14 protein-coding genes are annotated in these 16,238 nt (G+C 62.7%); 9 read left to right on the top strand and 5 right to left on the bottom strand.

What is annotated here, in order from left to right:
• Positions 1-293 precede the first annotated feature (293 nt).
• The gene (locus tag ABEH28_RS01410; protein ID WP_346628875.1) at positions 294-1,169 is read right to left on the bottom strand and encodes a LysR substrate-binding domain-containing protein; all 876 of its coding nucleotides are present in this window, start codon (positions 1,167-1,169) and stop codon (positions 294-296) included.
• A 141-nt stretch (positions 1,170-1,310) separates the two neighbouring features.
• Between ABEH28_RS01410 and ABEH28_RS01405 the strand changes: the two genes are divergently transcribed.
• Positions 1,311-2,840, top strand: a complete 1,530-nt coding sequence (locus tag ABEH28_RS01405; RefSeq protein WP_346628874.1) for an MFS transporter — start codon at positions 1,311-1,313, stop codon at positions 2,838-2,840.
• A gap of 25 nt (positions 2,841-2,865) precedes the next feature.
• Here ABEH28_RS01405 and ABEH28_RS01400 read toward each other — a convergent pair whose 3' ends face one another.
• Both ABEH28_RS01400 and ABEH28_RS01395 read right to left on the bottom strand, forming a co-directional pair.
• Entirely contained in the window at positions 2,866-4,002 is a 1,137-nt protein-coding gene (locus ABEH28_RS01400; RefSeq protein ID WP_346628873.1) for a glycerate kinase, read from the bottom strand.
• A 115-nt stretch (positions 4,003-4,117) separates the two neighbouring features.
• The gene (locus tag ABEH28_RS01395) at positions 4,118-5,203 is read right to left on the bottom strand and encodes a sugar diacid recognition domain-containing protein (RefSeq protein ID WP_346628872.1); all 1,086 of its coding nucleotides are present in this window, start codon (positions 5,201-5,203) and stop codon (positions 4,118-4,120) included.
• Between the two features lie 196 nt (positions 5,204-5,399).
• Between ABEH28_RS01395 and ABEH28_RS01390 the strand changes: the two genes are divergently transcribed.
• Positions 5,400-5,726: a helix-turn-helix transcriptional regulator gene (locus tag ABEH28_RS01390; RefSeq protein WP_192172350.1), complete on the top strand. Its 327-nt coding sequence runs from the start codon at positions 5,400-5,402 to the stop codon at positions 5,724-5,726.
• Positions 5,727-5,743: 17 nt separating this feature from the next.
• Positions 5,744-6,889, top strand: a complete 1,146-nt coding sequence (locus ABEH28_RS01385) for an alpha/beta fold hydrolase (RefSeq protein WP_346628871.1) — start codon at positions 5,744-5,746, stop codon at positions 6,887-6,889.
• Between the two features lie 159 nt (positions 6,890-7,048).
• On the opposite strand, the gene ABEH28_RS01380 is transcribed toward ABEH28_RS01385, so the two are convergent.
• On the bottom strand, positions 7,049-7,762 hold the full coding sequence (locus tag ABEH28_RS01380; protein ID WP_065988595.1) for a FadR/GntR family transcriptional regulator: 714 nt from the start codon (positions 7,760-7,762) through the stop codon (positions 7,049-7,051).
• Positions 7,763-8,110: 348 nt separating this feature from the next.
• Here ABEH28_RS01380 and ABEH28_RS01375 point away from each other — a divergent pair, with 348 nt between their 5' ends.
• The 5 genes from ABEH28_RS01375 to pncA all read left to right on the top strand — a co-directional run bounded on the left by ABEH28_RS01375 (position 8,111) and on the right by pncA (position 13,590).
• Positions 8,111-9,460 (top strand): MFS transporter, encoded by a 1,350-nt coding sequence (locus tag ABEH28_RS01375; protein ID WP_192172347.1) that lies wholly within the window; start codon positions 8,111-8,113, stop codon positions 9,458-9,460.
• Between the two features lie 86 nt (positions 9,461-9,546).
• Positions 9,547-10,890 carry a glucarate dehydratase gene (gene gudD / locus ABEH28_RS01370; protein WP_346628870.1) on the top strand — a complete coding sequence of 448 codons (1,344 nt, stop codon included), beginning with the start codon at positions 9,547-9,549 and terminating at the stop codon, positions 10,888-10,890.
• Between the two features lie 170 nt (positions 10,891-11,060).
• On the top strand, positions 11,061-11,714 hold the full coding sequence (locus ABEH28_RS01365; protein WP_192172345.1) for a DUF1345 domain-containing protein: 654 nt from the start codon (positions 11,061-11,063) through the stop codon (positions 11,712-11,714).
• A 195-nt stretch (positions 11,715-11,909) separates the two neighbouring features.
• A complete protein-coding gene (locus ABEH28_RS01360) occupies positions 11,910-12,875 on the top strand; it encodes a D-2-hydroxyacid dehydrogenase family protein (protein WP_346628869.1) in 966 nt (321 codons plus the stop codon).
• Positions 12,876-12,939: 64 nt separating this feature from the next.
• Positions 12,940-13,590 carry a bifunctional nicotinamidase/pyrazinamidase gene (pncA, locus tag ABEH28_RS01355; protein WP_192172343.1) on the top strand — a complete coding sequence of 217 codons (651 nt, stop codon included), beginning with the start codon at positions 12,940-12,942 and terminating at the stop codon, positions 13,588-13,590.
• 733 nt (positions 13,591-14,323) lie between these two features.
• Here pncA and ABEH28_RS01350 read toward each other — a convergent pair.
• Entirely contained in the window at positions 14,324-14,809 is a 486-nt protein-coding gene (locus ABEH28_RS01350; protein ID WP_346628868.1) for a GNAT family N-acetyltransferase, read from the bottom strand.
• Between the two features lie 173 nt (positions 14,810-14,982).
• On the opposite strand from ABEH28_RS01350, the gene ABEH28_RS01345 reads away from it, so the two are divergent.
• On the top strand, positions 14,983-15,906 hold the full coding sequence (locus tag ABEH28_RS01345; RefSeq protein ID WP_192172341.1) for a formate/nitrite transporter family protein: 924 nt from the start codon (positions 14,983-14,985) through the stop codon (positions 15,904-15,906).
• Positions 15,907-16,238 lie beyond the last annotated feature (332 nt).

Below are 16,238 nucleotides of genomic sequence, written 5' to 3'. Positions count from 1 at the left end.
CCAATCACCGCCAATCGCGACTTGGGTGCAGGCTGAACGCAGGTCTCGCTCCGTGGGTCGAGCCGCATGGATGCGGCGAGAGCGCCGTCAGGACATGGATGTCCGTTCGGCGCGGGCCCACGGAGCGGGACCGGAGTGAAGGAACCCTGACGAAGGAAGGGCCCAACCAGGAGCACAAGCCCTTGGTTACTTGGGGCTTTATCAAGTAACTCGCCGAAGGCGAAACAGTCTGCCCTTAGGCAGACGCCCTTGATCTTCTCTAAGCAGCACCACGCAATCGGGCGAGATTGAGTCTAAGGCGCCCGCGCGCCTTGGACGTACTCAATAAACCTCATCACCGCCGGGGCCTTTTCGTGGCGTCGGTGGATCAGCGACAACGACGAGCTCGGCTGACAATCCTCAATCCGCCGATACACCACATTCGGCAGACGAATGTGATCCACCACCGACTCCGGCACCACCGCCACACCCTGACCAAGACTCACCAGCGCAATCACCGACACCAGCCCGCCCGGCTGCGGCCCCAGGGTCGGCGCGAAACCGCCGTGGGCCGCCACCTCCAGGGTGCCGGAAATCTGCTCAGGCAGGATGAACGTCTCGTTCTGCAGGTTCACCGCATTGATGAGCTTCAGCTTGCACAGCCACGAACTGTCCGGCAGCGCCAGGGCAAACCCCTCCGTCAGCAACTGCACGGCACTCAAGGAATCGGGCAGCTGCATGGGAGAGCGGATGAAACCCACGTCCAGCCGACCCTCTTCGATCAGCCGCGGCAGTGTCGGCATCAGGTGCTCGTTGATGCTGAATTCGACGTCGGCGTAGCGCTCACGAAACTGGCTGACGTGGCGCTGCAAGACCCCGGAAAACACCGCTGAGGCGACGTAGCCCAACTCGATCCTGCCGGCCTCGCCACGCCCGGCGCGCTGGACGTTGTACTGCGCGGTTTCAAACTGACGCACCGCCAGTTCGGCCTCGATCTGCAGCGCGCGCCCTGCTTCCGTCAGCCTCACCTCCCGCTGTTCCCGCAAAAACAGTCGGGTGCCCAGCGCGTTCTCCAGGTCCTGAATCTGCCGTGTCAGCGTGGGCGGCGCGATGCCCAGTTGCTCGGCGGCGCGCGTGAAATGCCGATGGCGGGCAACGGCCAGAAAGTAGCGAAAATGACGGATTTCCATGGAGCGTTACCTGAGAGGTAATGAAAAAGCGGGGAGCGGGTAACAGAGCATAGGGCATATCCCCTTACTCTGTTCAGGCGACGAACCCTTTCATATCGACCTGCGTTAGTCAGCACCTAACAGCGTCCGGAGCCCCCATACATGTCTCGACCCAGCCCCCGCATGACCCTGCTCACAGCCTCCGGCGTGTGCGCGTTGATCGTGCTCGACACCAATATTGTCGCCGTGACACTGCCGAGCATCGCGCGTGACCTGGGCGCAGGTTTTGCTGATATCGAATGGGTGGTCAGCGCCTATATGCTGGCCTTCGCCGCGCTGTTGCTGCCAGCGGGCAGCCTGGCCGATCGCTTTGGCCGCAAGCGCATGCTGATCATCGGGCTGGTGCTGTTCATTCTGGCGTCGCTGGGCTGCGGCGCGGCGCCGGACATTCTGTTCCTCGACATCGCCCGGGCGATCAAGGGCGTTGGCGCGGCCTTGCTGTTGACCTCGGCGCTGGCGACCATCGGCCACGTTTTCCACGACGAAGCCGAGCGCGCCAAGGCCTGGGCGTTCTGGGGCGCGTGCATGGGTGTGGCCATGACCGCCGCCCCTACAATCGGCGGGTTGATTGCCGAGCTGATCGGCTGGCGCTGGATTTTCTACCTCAACCTGCCGGTGGGTCTGGGGCTGCTGGTGATGGTCATGCGGAACATCCAAGAGTCACGCAACGAGCAGTCGGCGCGTCTCGATCCCTGGGGCAGTCTGTTTTTCAGCACCAGCCTGCTGAGCCTGATCTGGGGCCTGATAGAAGCCAACCGAATCGGCTGGGACCACCCGCTCACGTCCATGCGCCTGGCAGCGGGGGCGGTGCTCCTCGTGCTGTTCGTCATCGCCGAGCGCCTGCAACGCCGGCCGATGGTCGATTTGCAGCTGTTCAACTACCCGCGCTTCGTCGGCGCCCTGCTCGGCATGTTCGCCTACGCCGGCTGCGCCCAGGTGATGATGACGTTGCTGCCGTTTTACCTGCAGAACGGTCTGGGCTTCAGCGCCATTGATTCGGGCCTGGGGATGCTGCCGTTCGCGATCACCATGCTGCTGTTGCCGCGCTTCGGGCCGACGCTGTCACGGCACCTGTCGCCGGCCGCCATGATGGCGCTGGGCCTGACCCTTGTGGGCGTCGGCAACCTGCTGTGTGCCTGGGCCACCGGGATTGGCGGCTACCCGGCATTCGCCGCGGCGATGGCCGTGACTGGGGCGGGCGCAGGCTTGCTCAACGGTGACACGCAAAAAAACATCATGGCCTGCGTGCCCCGCGAACGCACCGGCATGGCGTCGGGGATGAGCACGACCATGCGGTTCAGCGCGATCATGCTGGCGATCGGCGTCTACGGCGCGCTACTCGCCAGTCACACCCTTGGCTCGCTGAAGAACACACTGGCGACCGTCGCGCCCCACCTTGTCGATCAGGCCGAGCACATCGCCTCACGGGTGGTGGCCGGCGACATGAACGCTGCGCTGCAAACCGTCGATGCCAGCGCGCGGGGAATGATTCAGCCGCTGGCCCGGGACGCATTTGTCTCGGGCTTCGGCTCGGTGTTGTGGGTTGCGGGCCTGATCGCCCTGTTGGCCGCGGTGCTGGTGGGCACGTTGATGCGCAGGCCGATTCCGCTGATGCACCTGAAAACTGCCTGATCGAGGCGACCGCTCGGGCAAAGCGTTAACGGGCTGCGAGGGCCCACACCCGGGCGATATCCCGGGCGCGGTCGTGGAGCAACGTCGCGGCGTTGGCGCAGGCGAACTCCAGCGTCATCGGCCCGCTGGTCACGGCGAAGGCGGCGCTGATGCCGTGGGCATACAGGTCGGCGTAGCCCTCCCCCAGTGTCCCGGCCAACACGATCACCGGCACGTTGTTGCGTTGAGCCATCCGGGCGACGCCGAAAGGGGTTTTGCCGCGCAGGGTCTGGGCGTCGAAACGGCCTTCGCCGGTGATCACCAGGTCTGCATCCTCCAGGGCATCGGCCAGTCCGGTCAGGTCGGCGACCACCTCCACACCGGGGCGGAACGACGCGTTCAAATAGGCCTTGGCGGCGAAGCCCATGCCCCCTGCTGCGCCGCTTCCCGGATGTTCGCTCTCGTCCCGACCCAATGCCTGAGCCGAATGCTCGGCGAAATGCCCCAGCGCCGCGTCCAGCGCCAGCACCTGCTCGGGGGACGCGCCCTTCTGCGGGCCGAAGATGTGCGACGCGCCCTGCACGCCGCACAGGGGATTGTTGACGTCGGCGGCGACCTCGAACTGCACACTGCTCAGGCGCGGGTCGAGCCCGGTCAGGTCGATACGCGCGAGTTGTGCCAGGGCCAGGCCACCGGGAGCGAGGGGCTGGTCGTCCCGGTCGAGAAAGCGCGCACCCAGCGCCGACAGCATGCCGGTGCCGGCATCATTGGTCGCGCTGCCGCCGATGGCCAGGATTACCCGCTCGGCGCCAGCGTCCAGGGCGGCCTTGATCAGCTCGCCAGTGCCAAACGTGCTGGTGATGGTCGCGTCGCGCTGATCCAGGCTCAGCAGTTGCAGACCGCTGGCCATGGCCATTTCGATGATCGCCGTGCGCGTGTCCGCCAGCCAGCCCCACTGCGCCTGCACGGGCTGCGCAAGCGGTCCGCTGACCTGATTGCTCATCCACTCACCGTCGCACGCCGCCAAGACCGCTTCGATGGTGCCCTCGCCGCCATCAGCCATCGGGCACTCGACCAGTTCGGCGTCAGGCCAGACGTCGAGGAGCCCGGCAGCGATGGCGTGGGCGACACTTTGGGCGCTGAGGCTGTCTTTGAACGAGTCCGGGGCGATGACGATTTTCATGTTGTTCTCCTTGTCTGATGGCCGATCTTCGCACCCTGAAGCGACTTTACCGCCTTACGCTTGCACAACAGGTGGCTCGCTCGGTTGTTCATACGAACAACGCTGCGAAAGCGCCTTACTTGACCACCATCTGCGCGCCGAGATAAAGGCGCAGCAGGTCCTCGGTCCGGTAGGGATCGCAGCCGGTCAGTTCGGCGATTTTCTCCAGCCGGTAGCGCAGGCTGTTGCGATGGATGCCCAGCGTGTCGGCGCAGGCCTGGCTTTCGCCGCTGTAGTCGAACCAGGCGCGCAGGGTGTCGAGCAATTGCGGGTTATCGAGCAGGCGCTTGATCGGCTCGGCGATGCCTTCGGCCAACCAGTCGTGGCGGTTGCGCCAGAACAGCAGCGCGACGCGATGACTGGCCAGCCGCAGCAGTTTGACAGTCGGCCGCAAGTGGCGCGCGTAATCGAGCAGGTCGCGGGCGGCGGTGCAGGCGGCGCGCAGGGAGGCCAGGTCCGCCGAAGTTTCGACGGTTGCCATGCGTTGCACGGGCCAGCCCTGTTCGTCGAAAAGCGCCAGCAGCAAAGCGTCGTCGCGGTCCTTGCCCACCGCGCGGCACCAATAAATCAGACCCGGCTCGCACGGCAGGCACCAGCTGTTGGCGTAACGCCCCATCAGCCACGCACTCATCGCACCGGCATAGGTCGCGGCTTGGGGCAATTCGAGCAACACGGCCTGGCGCGGCAACTGCGGCTGCAAACCCAGCTGTTCAGCTTCGGCGACCAGATGGGCAGCGCTGTCGCCGAGCAAGAGCCGCGACAGCAAGTCTTCACTGCGCTGATGCCGCCATTGCTGATCGGCCTGCTGGCGTCGATGCTCCATGAGCATCTCGGCGGTCATCTTCACCAGCTCCGCGTAAACCCGCACATCATCGGGCTCGCCGGTGATGCCGAGCACGCCGATCAGTTTCTGATCCAGCATCAGTGGCAGATTCACTCCCGGGCGCACGCCGTCGAGCTGTCGGGCGGTGTGCGAATCGATCTCCACCACGCGGCTGTTGGCGAGGACCAGCTGCGCCCCTTCATGCCGTGTATACAACCGCTCGGCCTCGCCGCTGCCAATGATGATCCCCAGGTAATCCATGACGTTGACGTTGCACGGCAAAATCGCCATCGCCCGGTCGACGATGTCCTGGGCCAGGGCGTGGTCAAGGGCGAACATGAGGGGTGTCTGCGCAGCGAAGGGAATGAGGGTTCATACACATCAGGTCTTGTTTTTGTGGGTGGTGGGAGTCTGCCTGAATCTTGGTCCAGGCGCGATTGGCCGCTAGCATGGGATTTCAACTATAAGTAATATCCACGCCAGACTTATGGAAGTCTTATAAGGACGCCAAAGCATGGTTGATCGGATAACAACGATGAGCGCACCTACTAATAACATCCAGATCATCAACGGCCCCGACGGCAAACCCGCCTTCGTGGTCATCCCCTATGAAGAGTACGTCAGCCAGCACGGTGGGGAAGATCTGATCCCCCACGAAGTCGTCAGCCGGATTGTCGACGGCTCAACGCCAATTCGGGCGTGGCGCGAGTATCTGGATCTGACCCAGGAGCTTGTCGCCGGACGACTCGGTATCTCCCAACCCGCCTACGCCCAGCAGGAATCGGTGGCGCGTCCCCGCAAGCAGACTCGAGAAAGAATCGCCCAGGCGTTCGGCATCCGGCCCGATCAACTGGACATCTGAACACGCGAGAACTCAATTTGGCCCTGCACCGTCTCACCCTCCTCCTCTCCGCCCTGACCCTTCAGGCCTGCGCCTCCACCGAGGTGCCCCTGGGGCAGGCGAGTTTTGCCGAATATCGCCAGCAGACCATCGCCTGGATGGAGCAGAACCGGACCTTTCAGACGCCTGATCACCCTACCGAGATCGAGTGGAATGCACCTCGGGAATGGCGGCCCAAAGCGCCAGCCACGCGGGGGATTTTATTGGTCCATGGCCTCGGCGACTCGCCGTGGTCGTTCAATGACGTCGGCGAGGCGCTCGCGGCGCAGGGGTTTCTGGTGCGCACGGTGTTGCTGCCGGGGCACGGCAGCAAGCCGGCGGACATGCTGGATGTGACGCTCAGACAGTGGCAGCAAGTGGTGCGGGAGCAGACGCAGATTCTTGAGCGGGAGGTGCCGACGGTGTATCTGGGCGGGTTTTCCACCGGTGCGAACCTGGTGCTGGATTACGCGTACAAGCACCCGAATATCGCCGGTCTGGTGCTGTTCTCTCCGGCGTTTAAACCTGCGAACACCTACGCCTGGGTCACTCAATACATCGGCTGGTTTCGCCCCTGGCTGGCGAAACCGGATGATGGCGTGCGCCCGATGCAGACGCCGGTCCGCTACCTGAACGTGCCCACCAACGGTTTCGCCCAGTTCTACCGCAGCGCGCTGTTGGCCCAAAAGCACCTCGACAAAGGGGCCTACGACAAGCCGGTGTTCGTCGCCATTACCGAGCACGACTCGGTGCTGGATACCGGTTACGTGCTGGACAGCTTCAACGCGCGCTTCACCCATCCGCTCAGCCGGCTGATCTGGTACGGCAACGACCCGGCTGCGGCGCAGAAAAACCCGAAGGTGCGGGTGCGCAGCGATCTCCTGCCGGAATACCGCATCGCCCAGTTCTCGCACATGGGGTTGATGTTCTCACCTGCAAACCCGTTGTACGGGGTGAATGGCCGTCAGCGGATCTGCTGGAACGGCCAGTCATCCGCCGACATGCAGAAATGCCTGAATGGCGAGCCGGTGTGGTATTCGGATTGGGGCCATCGTGAACAGGGCAAAGCCTTCGCGCGGCTGACGTTCAATCCGTATTTCGAGTGGCAGTCGGGGGTGATGATGGAGGTTCTGGCGCACCCATAATGGGACCGCGCACGCAGTAGGACCGGCTTCAGCCGGGAAGAGGCCCGTATGAGCAACACACATTTAGCGGTGTGACCTCCGACGCCTTCCCGGCTAAAGCCGGTCCCACTATTGGCCGCGGTCACTTTCACTTACTGCATTCCCATCAATCCCGCGCCATCACTCAACCGGCGCCAGCCGCTCGCGACTATTGCTCAGGTGAGTCCACATTGCGGCGCGGGCGGCGTCGGGGTCCTGGCGGCGGATGGCGGCGAGGATGGCTTCGTGTTCGAGGTTGGCCAGATACGCACTATGGGTGAGGCTCGCCCCGGCCCGTTCGCTGGTGGCGATGCGGCTGCGCGGGATAACGGCGATGCCGAGGTTCTGCAGGATCTCCACGAAATACGGATTGCCGGTGGCCTCGGCGATCAGCAGATGAAAGCGCCGGTCCGCTTCGACGCAACTGTCTTCTTTGGCCAGCAGGTCCTGATAATCATCCAGCGCGGCGCGCATTGCCGTCAGCTGTGCCTGACTGCGGCGTTGCGCGGCCAGGGCGACGGCCTGGGTTTCCAGGCCCATGCGCAGTTCGATGATGTGCCGCACGCTGAACGCGGTTTCCACCTTCAGATGCAGCCCGCTCTGCTCCGAACGCGCGAGCACGTAAGTGCCTTTGCCCTGATGGGTCTCAACCAGCCCGGACGCCTGCAATTTGGAAATCGCTTCGCGCACGACGGTGCGGCTCACGCCATGCTCGCGGACGATTTCGCTCTCCGACGGCAACTTTGCACCCGGCGCAATGGTGCCCATCAAAATTCGCTGGCTCAGGTCGGTGACCAGGTCCGTCGCCAGGCTGTGTTGGCGACGCTTGGGTGGCAAGGGTCCGGTGCTGTTCAAAAAGAAGTTGTCCTATAAGTGCTGAAAAGAACGGCGGCCCGCGAGAGCCTGCCATCCACTTGTATTTTCCTGACCACCCGCGCTCGTTGCACGCACTCAACCACTCGCCGGAAACTCATCGAGACACGGCCAGGACCCTTGAAAACAGAGCCAAACAGCAGCGCACAGCAACTCATCCAACTTGTCAGACAGGCGAGCCTAGCCCGACGAAATACTTCTCGCAACCCCCGCAAATCCGGTTGCCAGCGCGATCATTACTTGTATGATGACTGGCAACAGGGCTACACACCTTGTCACACACAACGTGCTTGACCACCCGCATAAAAATAATCAGTGGGAGTTACCAGAGTGAACACATCCTCAACACGGGCGGATGACGCCTCCGATTCCGTCCTGCAATCGGCGGTCTCGAAAGTCAAACGACACATCCTGCCGCTGTTCGTCATCATGTTCATCGTCAACTACATCGACCGGGTCAACATCGGCTTCGTGCGTAGTCACATGGAACATGACTTGGGTATCGGTGCGGCCGCCTACGGCTTCGGTGCCGGCCTGTTCTTCATCGCGTATGCGATGTTCGAAGTCCCCTCCAACATCCTCCTGCAGAAAGTCGGCGCGCGCATCTGGCTGACCCGCATCATGCTGACCTGGGGCATCGTCGCCGCCTGCATGGCGTTCATTCAGACCGAAACCCACTTCTACATCCTGCGCTTTCTGCTGGGCGTGGCCGAAGCCGGGTTCTTCCCGGGCGTGATCTACTACTTCACCCGTTGGTTGCCCGGCGTCGAGCGTGGCAAGGCCATCGCCATCTTCCTCAGCGGCTCGGCCTTCGCGTCGGTGATCTCCGGCCCGCTCTCCGGCCTGCTGCTGCAGATCGACGCGCTGGGCTACCACGGCTGGCAGTGGATGTACTTCATCGAAGGCATGTTCTCCGTCGGCCTGTGCTTCTTCGTCTGGTTCTGGCTCGACTCCAAACCCCACGACGCCAAATGGCTGACCGAGGCCGAGAAGGACGCGCTGGTCAACACCATCGACGCTGAACAGAAGGCTCGCGAAGCGGCCAACCCGGTCAAGCTGTCCATCGGCAAGCTGCTCAAGGACCCGCAGATCATCCTGTTCTGCCTGATGTACTTCTTCATCCAGCTGACCATCTACGCGGCGACGTTCTGGCTGCCGAGCATCATCAAGAAGATGGGCGACCTCACCGACTTCCAGGTCGGCCTGTTCAACTCGATCCCGTGGTTCATCGCCATCGTCTGCATGTACGGCTTCGCCTCGCTGTCGGCCAAGTGGAAGCACCAACAGGCGTGGGTTGCCGTCGCATTGTTGATCGCAGCGGCAGGGATGTTCATGTCGACCACGGGCGGTCCGGTGTTTGCCTTTGTTGCGATCTGCTTCGCGGCGATGGGCTTCAAGTCGGCGTCGTCGCTGTTCTGGCCGATCCCCCAGGGCTATCTGGATGCACGGATCGCCGCGGGAGTCATCGCGCTGATCAACTCCGTGGGCAACCTCGGCGGTTTCGTTGCGCCGACCACCTTCGGCATCCTCGAACAGCAGACCGGTTCGATCCAGGGCGGCCTGTATGGCCTGACCGTCACCTCGATCATCGCCGCGATTCTGGTGTTCACCGTGCGCACGACGCCCAAGCCCGGCGCGGTGCCGGTGGCCAAGGTCGACGTGACGCCCAGCCACACCTGAGCCAGGCGCTCCAAGCGCTGAACTCGACGTTCTGAACCTCTTAAAGAAAGCGCCACGCCGCGCCCGGTATTACCAAGGATTTAGCCATGAACACACAGACTTCCGGCAGCACCCCCGTCATCACCGACATGCAGGTCATTCCGGTGGCTGGCCACGATGACATGCTGCTCAACCTCAGCGGCGCCCACGGCCCGTATTTCACCCGCAACATCGTCATCCTCAAGGACAACGCCGGCCACACCGGCGTGGGTGAAATCCCCGGCGGCGAGAAAATCCGCCAGACCCTCGAAGACGCCCGGTCCCTGGTGGTCGGCAGCAGCATCGGCAACTATCAGAAAATCCTCAACGACGTGCGCCGCACCTTTGCCGAGCGCGATGCCGGCGGTCGCGGCCTGCAGACCTTCGACCTGCGCATCACCATCCACGCGGTGACCGGCATCGAAGCGGCGGTGCTGGATTTGCTCGGTCAGCACCTTGAAGTGCCGGTCGCCGCACTGCTCGGCGAAGGACAGCAGCGTGATGAAGTGAAGATGCTCGGTTACTTGTTCTACGTCGGTGACCAGACCAAAACCAACCTGCCCTATCGCACCGAAGCCGACGCGGACAACGCGTGGTTTCGCGTTCGTCACGAAGAAGCACTGACCCCGGAAGCGGTGGTGCGTCTGGCCGAGGCGGCTTATGCGCAATACGGTTTCGAGGACTTCAAACTCAAGGGCGGCGTGCTCAGCGGCGATGCGGAAATCGAAGCCGTCACGGCACTGGCCGAACGCTTCCCGAAAGCGCGCATTACCCTCGACCCGAACGGCGCCTGGTCGCTGAAAGAAGCGGTGCGTCTGTGCCGCGATCAGCACAAAGTGCTGGCCTATGCCGAAGACCCTTGTGGCGCCGAGAACGGTTACTCGGGCCGCGAAGTCATGGCTGAATTCCGTCGCGCCACCGGCCTGCGCACCGCCACCAACATGATCGCCACCGACTGGCGCGAAATGGGTCATGCCATTCAGCTGCAATCGGTGGACATCCCCCTGGCCGACCCGCACTTCTGGACCATGCAGGGTTCGGTGCGCGTCGCGCAGATGTGCAACGAATGGGGCCTGACCTGGGGTTCGCACTCCAATAACCACTTCGATATTTCCCTGGCGATGTTCACCCACGCCGCCGCCGCTGCGCCGGGCAACATCACCGCCATCGATACCCACTGGATCTGGCAGGACGGCCAGCGCCTGACCAAGGCACCGCTGCAGATCATCGGCGGCAATGTGCAAGTGCCGAAGAAGCCCGGGCTGGGCGTGGAGATCGACATGGACCAAGTCGCCAAGGCCCACGAGCTCTACAAAGGCATGGGCCTCGGCGCGCGGGATGACAGCGTCGCGATGCAATTCCTGGTGCCGAACTGGACGTTCAACAACAAGCAGCCGTGTCTGGTGCGCTGATCGACTGACCCGAGCCGGTCCTACCGCGGCTGAACAGCGGCGACCGGACAGAATCACCTAAATTGCCAAATGGCGACCGGCGCGTAACCCCTTGCGCGCCGTTTTTCTTCATCATCTCCCATAGCGGCCGCGTGCTACTGTTCGCGCATCTCACTGCCGTGAAGTCCTCCATGTCCCGCCTTGCCAAGACCCACCCTCGCCTGACCATCGCCACCCTCGTCGGCGTCGCCGCCGGTATCGCCAGCGCGTTCATCGCCCCGGATATTTCAGTGATCAGCAAATGCCTGATCGGCTGGAACGTCGCCGGCTGGCTGTACATGGCGATGATCATGCGCCGCACCTTCAAATCCAGCGCGGATGACGTGCGCCGGGTCGCGGAAATCGAGGACGAGAACGCCGGCGTGGTCCTGTTCGTCGTCTGCGTGGCGGCGATTGCCAGCCTGGCGGCGATCATCCTGGAGCTGGCCGGCATTCAGGACATGAAGGACGCCGACAAAGCGCTGCATTACGCCTTCACCGGCTTCACCATCCTTGGCTCATGGCTGCTGATCGGCGTGGTCTTCAGCCTGCATTACGCCCGGGTGTTCTACACCTGGCGCGGCGACAAGCCGGCGCTGCGCTTTGCCGATGGCGAGGAGAACCCGGACTACTGGGATTTTCTGTATTTCTCCTTCACCTTGAGCGTCGCCGTGCAGACCTCCGACGTCGGCGTCGCCACCCGCGGTCTGCGCAAAGTGGTACTGGCGCAGTCGCTGATCGGCTTTGTGTTCAACACCTCGATTCTGGGTTTCTCGATCAACATCGCGGCCGGGTTGTTTAACTGACATTTAGCGCAGGTACTGGCATCTTCGCGAGCAAGCTCGCTCCCACAGGATCCGGGTTGACTCGGGATCTGTGCCACGCCGGTCGCTCCCACAAAGAAGCCCATTCCAAGCGGTTTCGGGCTTCCAGAGCCGTGCAGGCAGGCGTACTGTGAGCGCCACAAAATCCAACATCGCTGCTGAACGAGGCCTCGCTCAATGACTCAGGATTCCGGGTTGAAGATTGCCGTACTCGACGACTGGCAATCGGTCGCTGAAAACGTTGTGGACTGGACCGTATTGAAGCCGATCGGCGAGGTCAGTTTTCTGCATGACTACCCGGCCGAAACTGACGCCATGGTCGCCCGCCTCAAAGACTTCCAGATCCTCTGCGTGATGCGCGAGCGCACGATTTTCGATGACGCCCTGCTCAGTCAACTGCCGAACCTGAAACTGCTGGTCACCGGCGGCATGCGCAACGCGGCGCTTGATCTGAAGGCCGCCGCACGCCTGGGCATCACCGTGGTTGGCACCGACAGCTACAAGTACGCGGCGCCGGAACTGACCTGGGCGCTGATCATGGGCGTGACCCGCAACCTGGTCGACGAAGCCAAGTCCCTGCGCGCGGGCGACTGGCAGATCGGCATCGGCAGCGACCTGTACGGCAAGACCCTGGGCATCGTCGGCCTGGGCAGCATCGGCCAGAAGATCGCCCGCTACGGTAAGGCCTTCGACATGAAGGTCATTGCCTGGAGCGAGAACCTCACGGCCGAACGCGCCGCCGAGCATGGCGTGACGTACGTCAGCAAACGGGCACTGTTCGAGCAATCGGACGTGGTGTCGGTGAATCTGGTGCTCAGCGAGCGCAGTCGCGGGCTGGTCGATGCCGATTCGCTGAACCGGATGAAGCCGACGGCGTATCTGGTGAACACCGCCCGCGGGCCGATCGTCGACGAAGACGCGCTGGTCGAGGTGCTCAGGCAGAAGAAAATCGCCGGCGCCGCGCTGGACGTCTACAGCGTCGAGCCGTTGCCGGCCGATCATCCGTTCCGCACGCTGTCCAACGTCCTGGCCACGCCTCACGTGGGTTACGTCACTGAAAACAACTACCGGATGTTCTTCAGCCAGATGATCGAGGACATTCAGGCCTGGCACGCTGGCGCGCCGATCCGCGTGTTTGCCTGACCGCGATCTTCACTCATCGCCTCAAGACCCAGCCTCAAGACTCACTGCATCAAGGACTCAGATGATGACCACGCCGCTTTCCCGATTGCCCTCCGACCCCCGCGCCGCGTTGCTGGTGATCGACATGCAATACGACTTCATGCCCGGCGGCGCGCTGGCCGTGGCCGAGGGCGATGCGCTGGTGCCGCTGATCAACCGCCTCGGCGCGCAGTTTCGCAATGTGGTCATGGCCCAGGACTGGCACCCGCGCGGGCATGTGTCGTTTGCGTCCAGCCATGCCGGTCGCGCGCCATTTGAAAGCATCACCCTGCCCTACGGCGCGCAGACGCTGTGGCCCGACCACTGTGTGCAAGGCAGTCATGGCGCTGCATTGCACGCGGATCTGAATATCACCCACGCGCAGCTGATCCTGCGCAAGGGCTGCAACGCCGGCATCGACAGCTATTCCGCGTTCGTCGAAGCCGACCGCACGACGCGCACCGGGCTGGCCGGGTATCTGAGCGAGCGTGGCATCGACAGCGTGTTCGTGGTCGGTCTGGCCCTGGATTTCTGCGTGGCCTGGACCGCGCTGGACGCCCGGGCGGCTGGTTTCAACACCTGGGTGATCGCCGATGCGTGCAAGGCCATCGACCTGAACGGCTCGCTGGACCAGGCCTGGAAAGACATGGCGCTGGCGGGCGTCAACCGGATCGACAGCGCAGAGCTCACTGAATAAACACACAGCCCCCTGTGGGAGTGAGGTTGTTCACGAAGAGGCTGGGACATTCAGCCACTTTCTCCGGCGGCTGAAAGTCAGCCTTCGCGAGCAAGGTGGAGCGCCACCCCGGTCACTCCCACGGGATAGTGGACTGACTCATATTTCGGCCAGTTCGGAGGACCTGTGGGAGTGAGCTTGCTCGCGAAGAGGCTGGGACATTCAGCCACTTTCTCCGGCGGCTGAAAGTCAGTCTTCGCGAGCAAGCTCGACTCCCACGGGATGGTGGTTCGGCCAGGGATTTGCGGTTATTGCAAAACCTGTGGGAGTGAGCTTGCTCGCGAAGAGGCCGGGACATTCAGCCACTTTCTCCGGCGGCTGAAAGTCAGTCTTCGCGAGCAAGGTGGAGCGCCACCCCGGTCACTCCCACGGGATAGTGGACTGACTCAATATTTCGGCCAGTTCGGAGGACCTGTGGGAGTGAGGTTGTTCACGAAGAGGCTGGGACATTCAGCCACTTTCTCCGGCGGCTGAAAGTAAGTCTTCGCGAGCAAGCTCGACTCCCACGGGATGGTGGTTCGGCCAGGGATTTGCGGTTATTGCAAAACCTGTGGGAGTGAGCTTGCTCACGAAGAGGGCGGGACATTCAGCCACTTTCTCCGGCGGCTGAAAGTAAGTCTTCGCGAGCAAGCTCGACTCCCACGGATGGTGGTTCGGCCAGGGATTTGCGGTTGTTGCAAAACCTGTGGGAGTTTTAATCTTCACCCAATGCGAAGCGCTTCAACCCTTCCCCCTCCATCCGGTAACGCACCCACTCGTCCTGGGGCTCGGCGCCGATTGATTTGTAGAAGTCGATCGCCGGCTGGTTCCAGTCCAGCACGCTCCACTCCAGACGACCGCAGCCGCTGTCATGGGCGATCCGGGCCAGATGGCGCAGCAGTTTCTTGCCGGCACCGGCGCCCCGATGCGCAGCGGACACGTACAGATCCTCAAGGTACAGGCCCTTGCGGCCCAGCCAGGTGGAATAGCTCAGGAAGTACACGGCGAAACCTATGGGCTGGCCGTCCAGCAGGCAGATCAGCGCCTTGGCCGGCGAAGCTTCGTCGAACAGACTTTGCTCAATGTCAGCGACGCTGGCCTTGACCTCGTGCTCGGCTTTTTCGTAGATCGCCAGCTCGGTGATAAAGCCCAGGATGACGGCGGCGTCGTCACGGGTGGCATCGCGGATGTGAAGGCTCAAGGGGGGCTCCCGGGTCAGTGAAAAGGCTGCCGCCGTTGGCGAACGACGGGTGACGGATTGTGTCTCAAGCAGCAGCGCCGCGCAGCAAGCACGTGCACGCCAGCCGCCGCCTCCCTCGAACATCGAAAGCAGAATGCTCTGCCCAAGAGCACTGAATCATCCAAAGGATCGCCATGGAACACGAACCAGACGGCAAGACCCCCGGCCTCACGGCGGAAGAAGAACGCGACATCGACGAAAACCAGCCGCCCCGCGCCGCCGTCCTCCACGAAACGATCCGCATGCAGGGCGATCAGGAGCTGGAGCGCAACGTCGCGGCGCTGTTCTGGTCGGCCCTCGCGGCCGGGCTGACCATGGGCCTGTCGCTGATGGCGATGGGCTTGTTGAACTCTCGCCTGCCCGATGCCGAAGGCTTCAAAGTCATCGCCAGCTTCGGCTACTGCGCAGGCTTTCTGGCGGTGATTCTCGCCCGTCAGCAACTGTTCACCGAAAACACCCTGACCGCCGTATTGCCGGTGATGAGCAAGCCGACGCTGAAAAACGTCGTCCGCCTGTTGCGGCTGTGGACCGTGGTGCTGGTAGGTAACCTGTGCGGCACGCTGCTGGTGGCCTACGTCATGCTTCACCTGCCGATCTTCGACACCAAGACCGACCAGGCTTTCCTCGAAATCGGCCGCAAGGTCATGGAGAACGACAGCGGGCAGATGTTCGCCAAAGGCATTATCTCCGGCTGGATGATCGCCACCATGGTGTGGATGATCCCTTCCATGGAATCGGCCAAGGTCGCCATCATCGTGATGATCACCTACCTGATGGCGCTGGGGGATTTCACCCACATCGTGGTCGGCTCGGCGGAAGTCTCGTATCTGGTGTTCGCCGGCGAGCTGCCGTGGAAGGATTTCTGGCTGACATTCGCAGGCCCGACCCTGGGTGGCAACATCATCGGCGGCAGCTTCATCTTCGCGTTGATCAGCCATGCGCAGATCCGCAGCGAAGGCGAAACGCCGGACAAGAAAGGCCAGAAGAAAGCGCTGGACGAAAAGCTGAAGCAAGAGCTGCGTCAGCCCAAAGCTGAGTCCGATCGAAAAGGCGCTTGAAGCGGTAGGAAATGTGACAGTGACCGTTGTGCCTGGGTGTGACACTGGTCATGTGGGGGTGACCGGTGTACCTGAGTCTGACACAGGTCATGTGGGAGTGAGCTTGCTCACGAAGGCGTCGGACCTGACAGTCAAGGGTCGCCTGATACAACGCATTCGCGAGCAAGGTGGAGCGCCACCCCGGTCGCTCCCACACTGATCGCTGACCTGTCAGGAATCGGGCGCCTGCCCCCTCCCCCCGGCGCGCTTGCTAGCACCAAAACGCCCCTCATGCCCTTCTTAAATTATTTTTAAGAAATCCCGACTAAGTTTAAAGGCAAAATGCAGCCTTC

This window comes from Pseudomonas sp. Ps21-P2 (genome assembly GCF_039672565.1).
Classification (GTDB): domain Bacteria; phylum Pseudomonadota; class Gammaproteobacteria; order Pseudomonadales; family Pseudomonadaceae; genus Aquipseudomonas.
This window is presented reverse-complemented; position numbering and strand designations above follow the sequence as displayed.

Coding starts and splice junctions, on each gene's coding strand:
- ABEH28_RS01345 (WP_192172341.1), top strand. CDS start 14,983: ATGGAACACGAACCAGACGGCAAGACCCCCGGCCTCACGGCGGAAGAA.
- ABEH28_RS01400 (WP_346628873.1), bottom strand. CDS start 4,002: ATGAAAATCGTCATCGCCCCGGACTCGTTCAAAGACAGCCTCAGCGCC.
- ABEH28_RS01390 (WP_192172350.1), top strand. CDS start 5,400: ATGAGCGCACCTACTAATAACATCCAGATCATCAACGGCCCCGACGGC.
- ABEH28_RS01395 (WP_346628872.1), bottom strand. CDS start 5,203: ATGTTCGCCCTTGACCACGCCCTGGCCCAGGACATCGTCGACCGGGCG.
- ABEH28_RS01365 (WP_192172345.1), top strand. CDS start 11,061: ATGTCCCGCCTTGCCAAGACCCACCCTCGCCTGACCATCGCCACCCTC.
- ABEH28_RS01410 (WP_346628875.1), bottom strand. CDS start 1,169: ATGGAAATCCGTCATTTTCGCTACTTTCTGGCCGTTGCCCGCCATCGG.
- pncA (WP_192172343.1), top strand. CDS start 12,940: ATGACCACGCCGCTTTCCCGATTGCCCTCCGACCCCCGCGCCGCGTTG.
- ABEH28_RS01360 (WP_346628869.1), top strand. CDS start 11,910: ATGACTCAGGATTCCGGGTTGAAGATTGCCGTACTCGACGACTGGCAA.
- ABEH28_RS01405 (WP_346628874.1), top strand. CDS start 1,311: ATGTCTCGACCCAGCCCCCGCATGACCCTGCTCACAGCCTCCGGCGTG.
- gudD (WP_346628870.1), top strand. CDS start 9,547: ATGAACACACAGACTTCCGGCAGCACCCCCGTCATCACCGACATGCAG.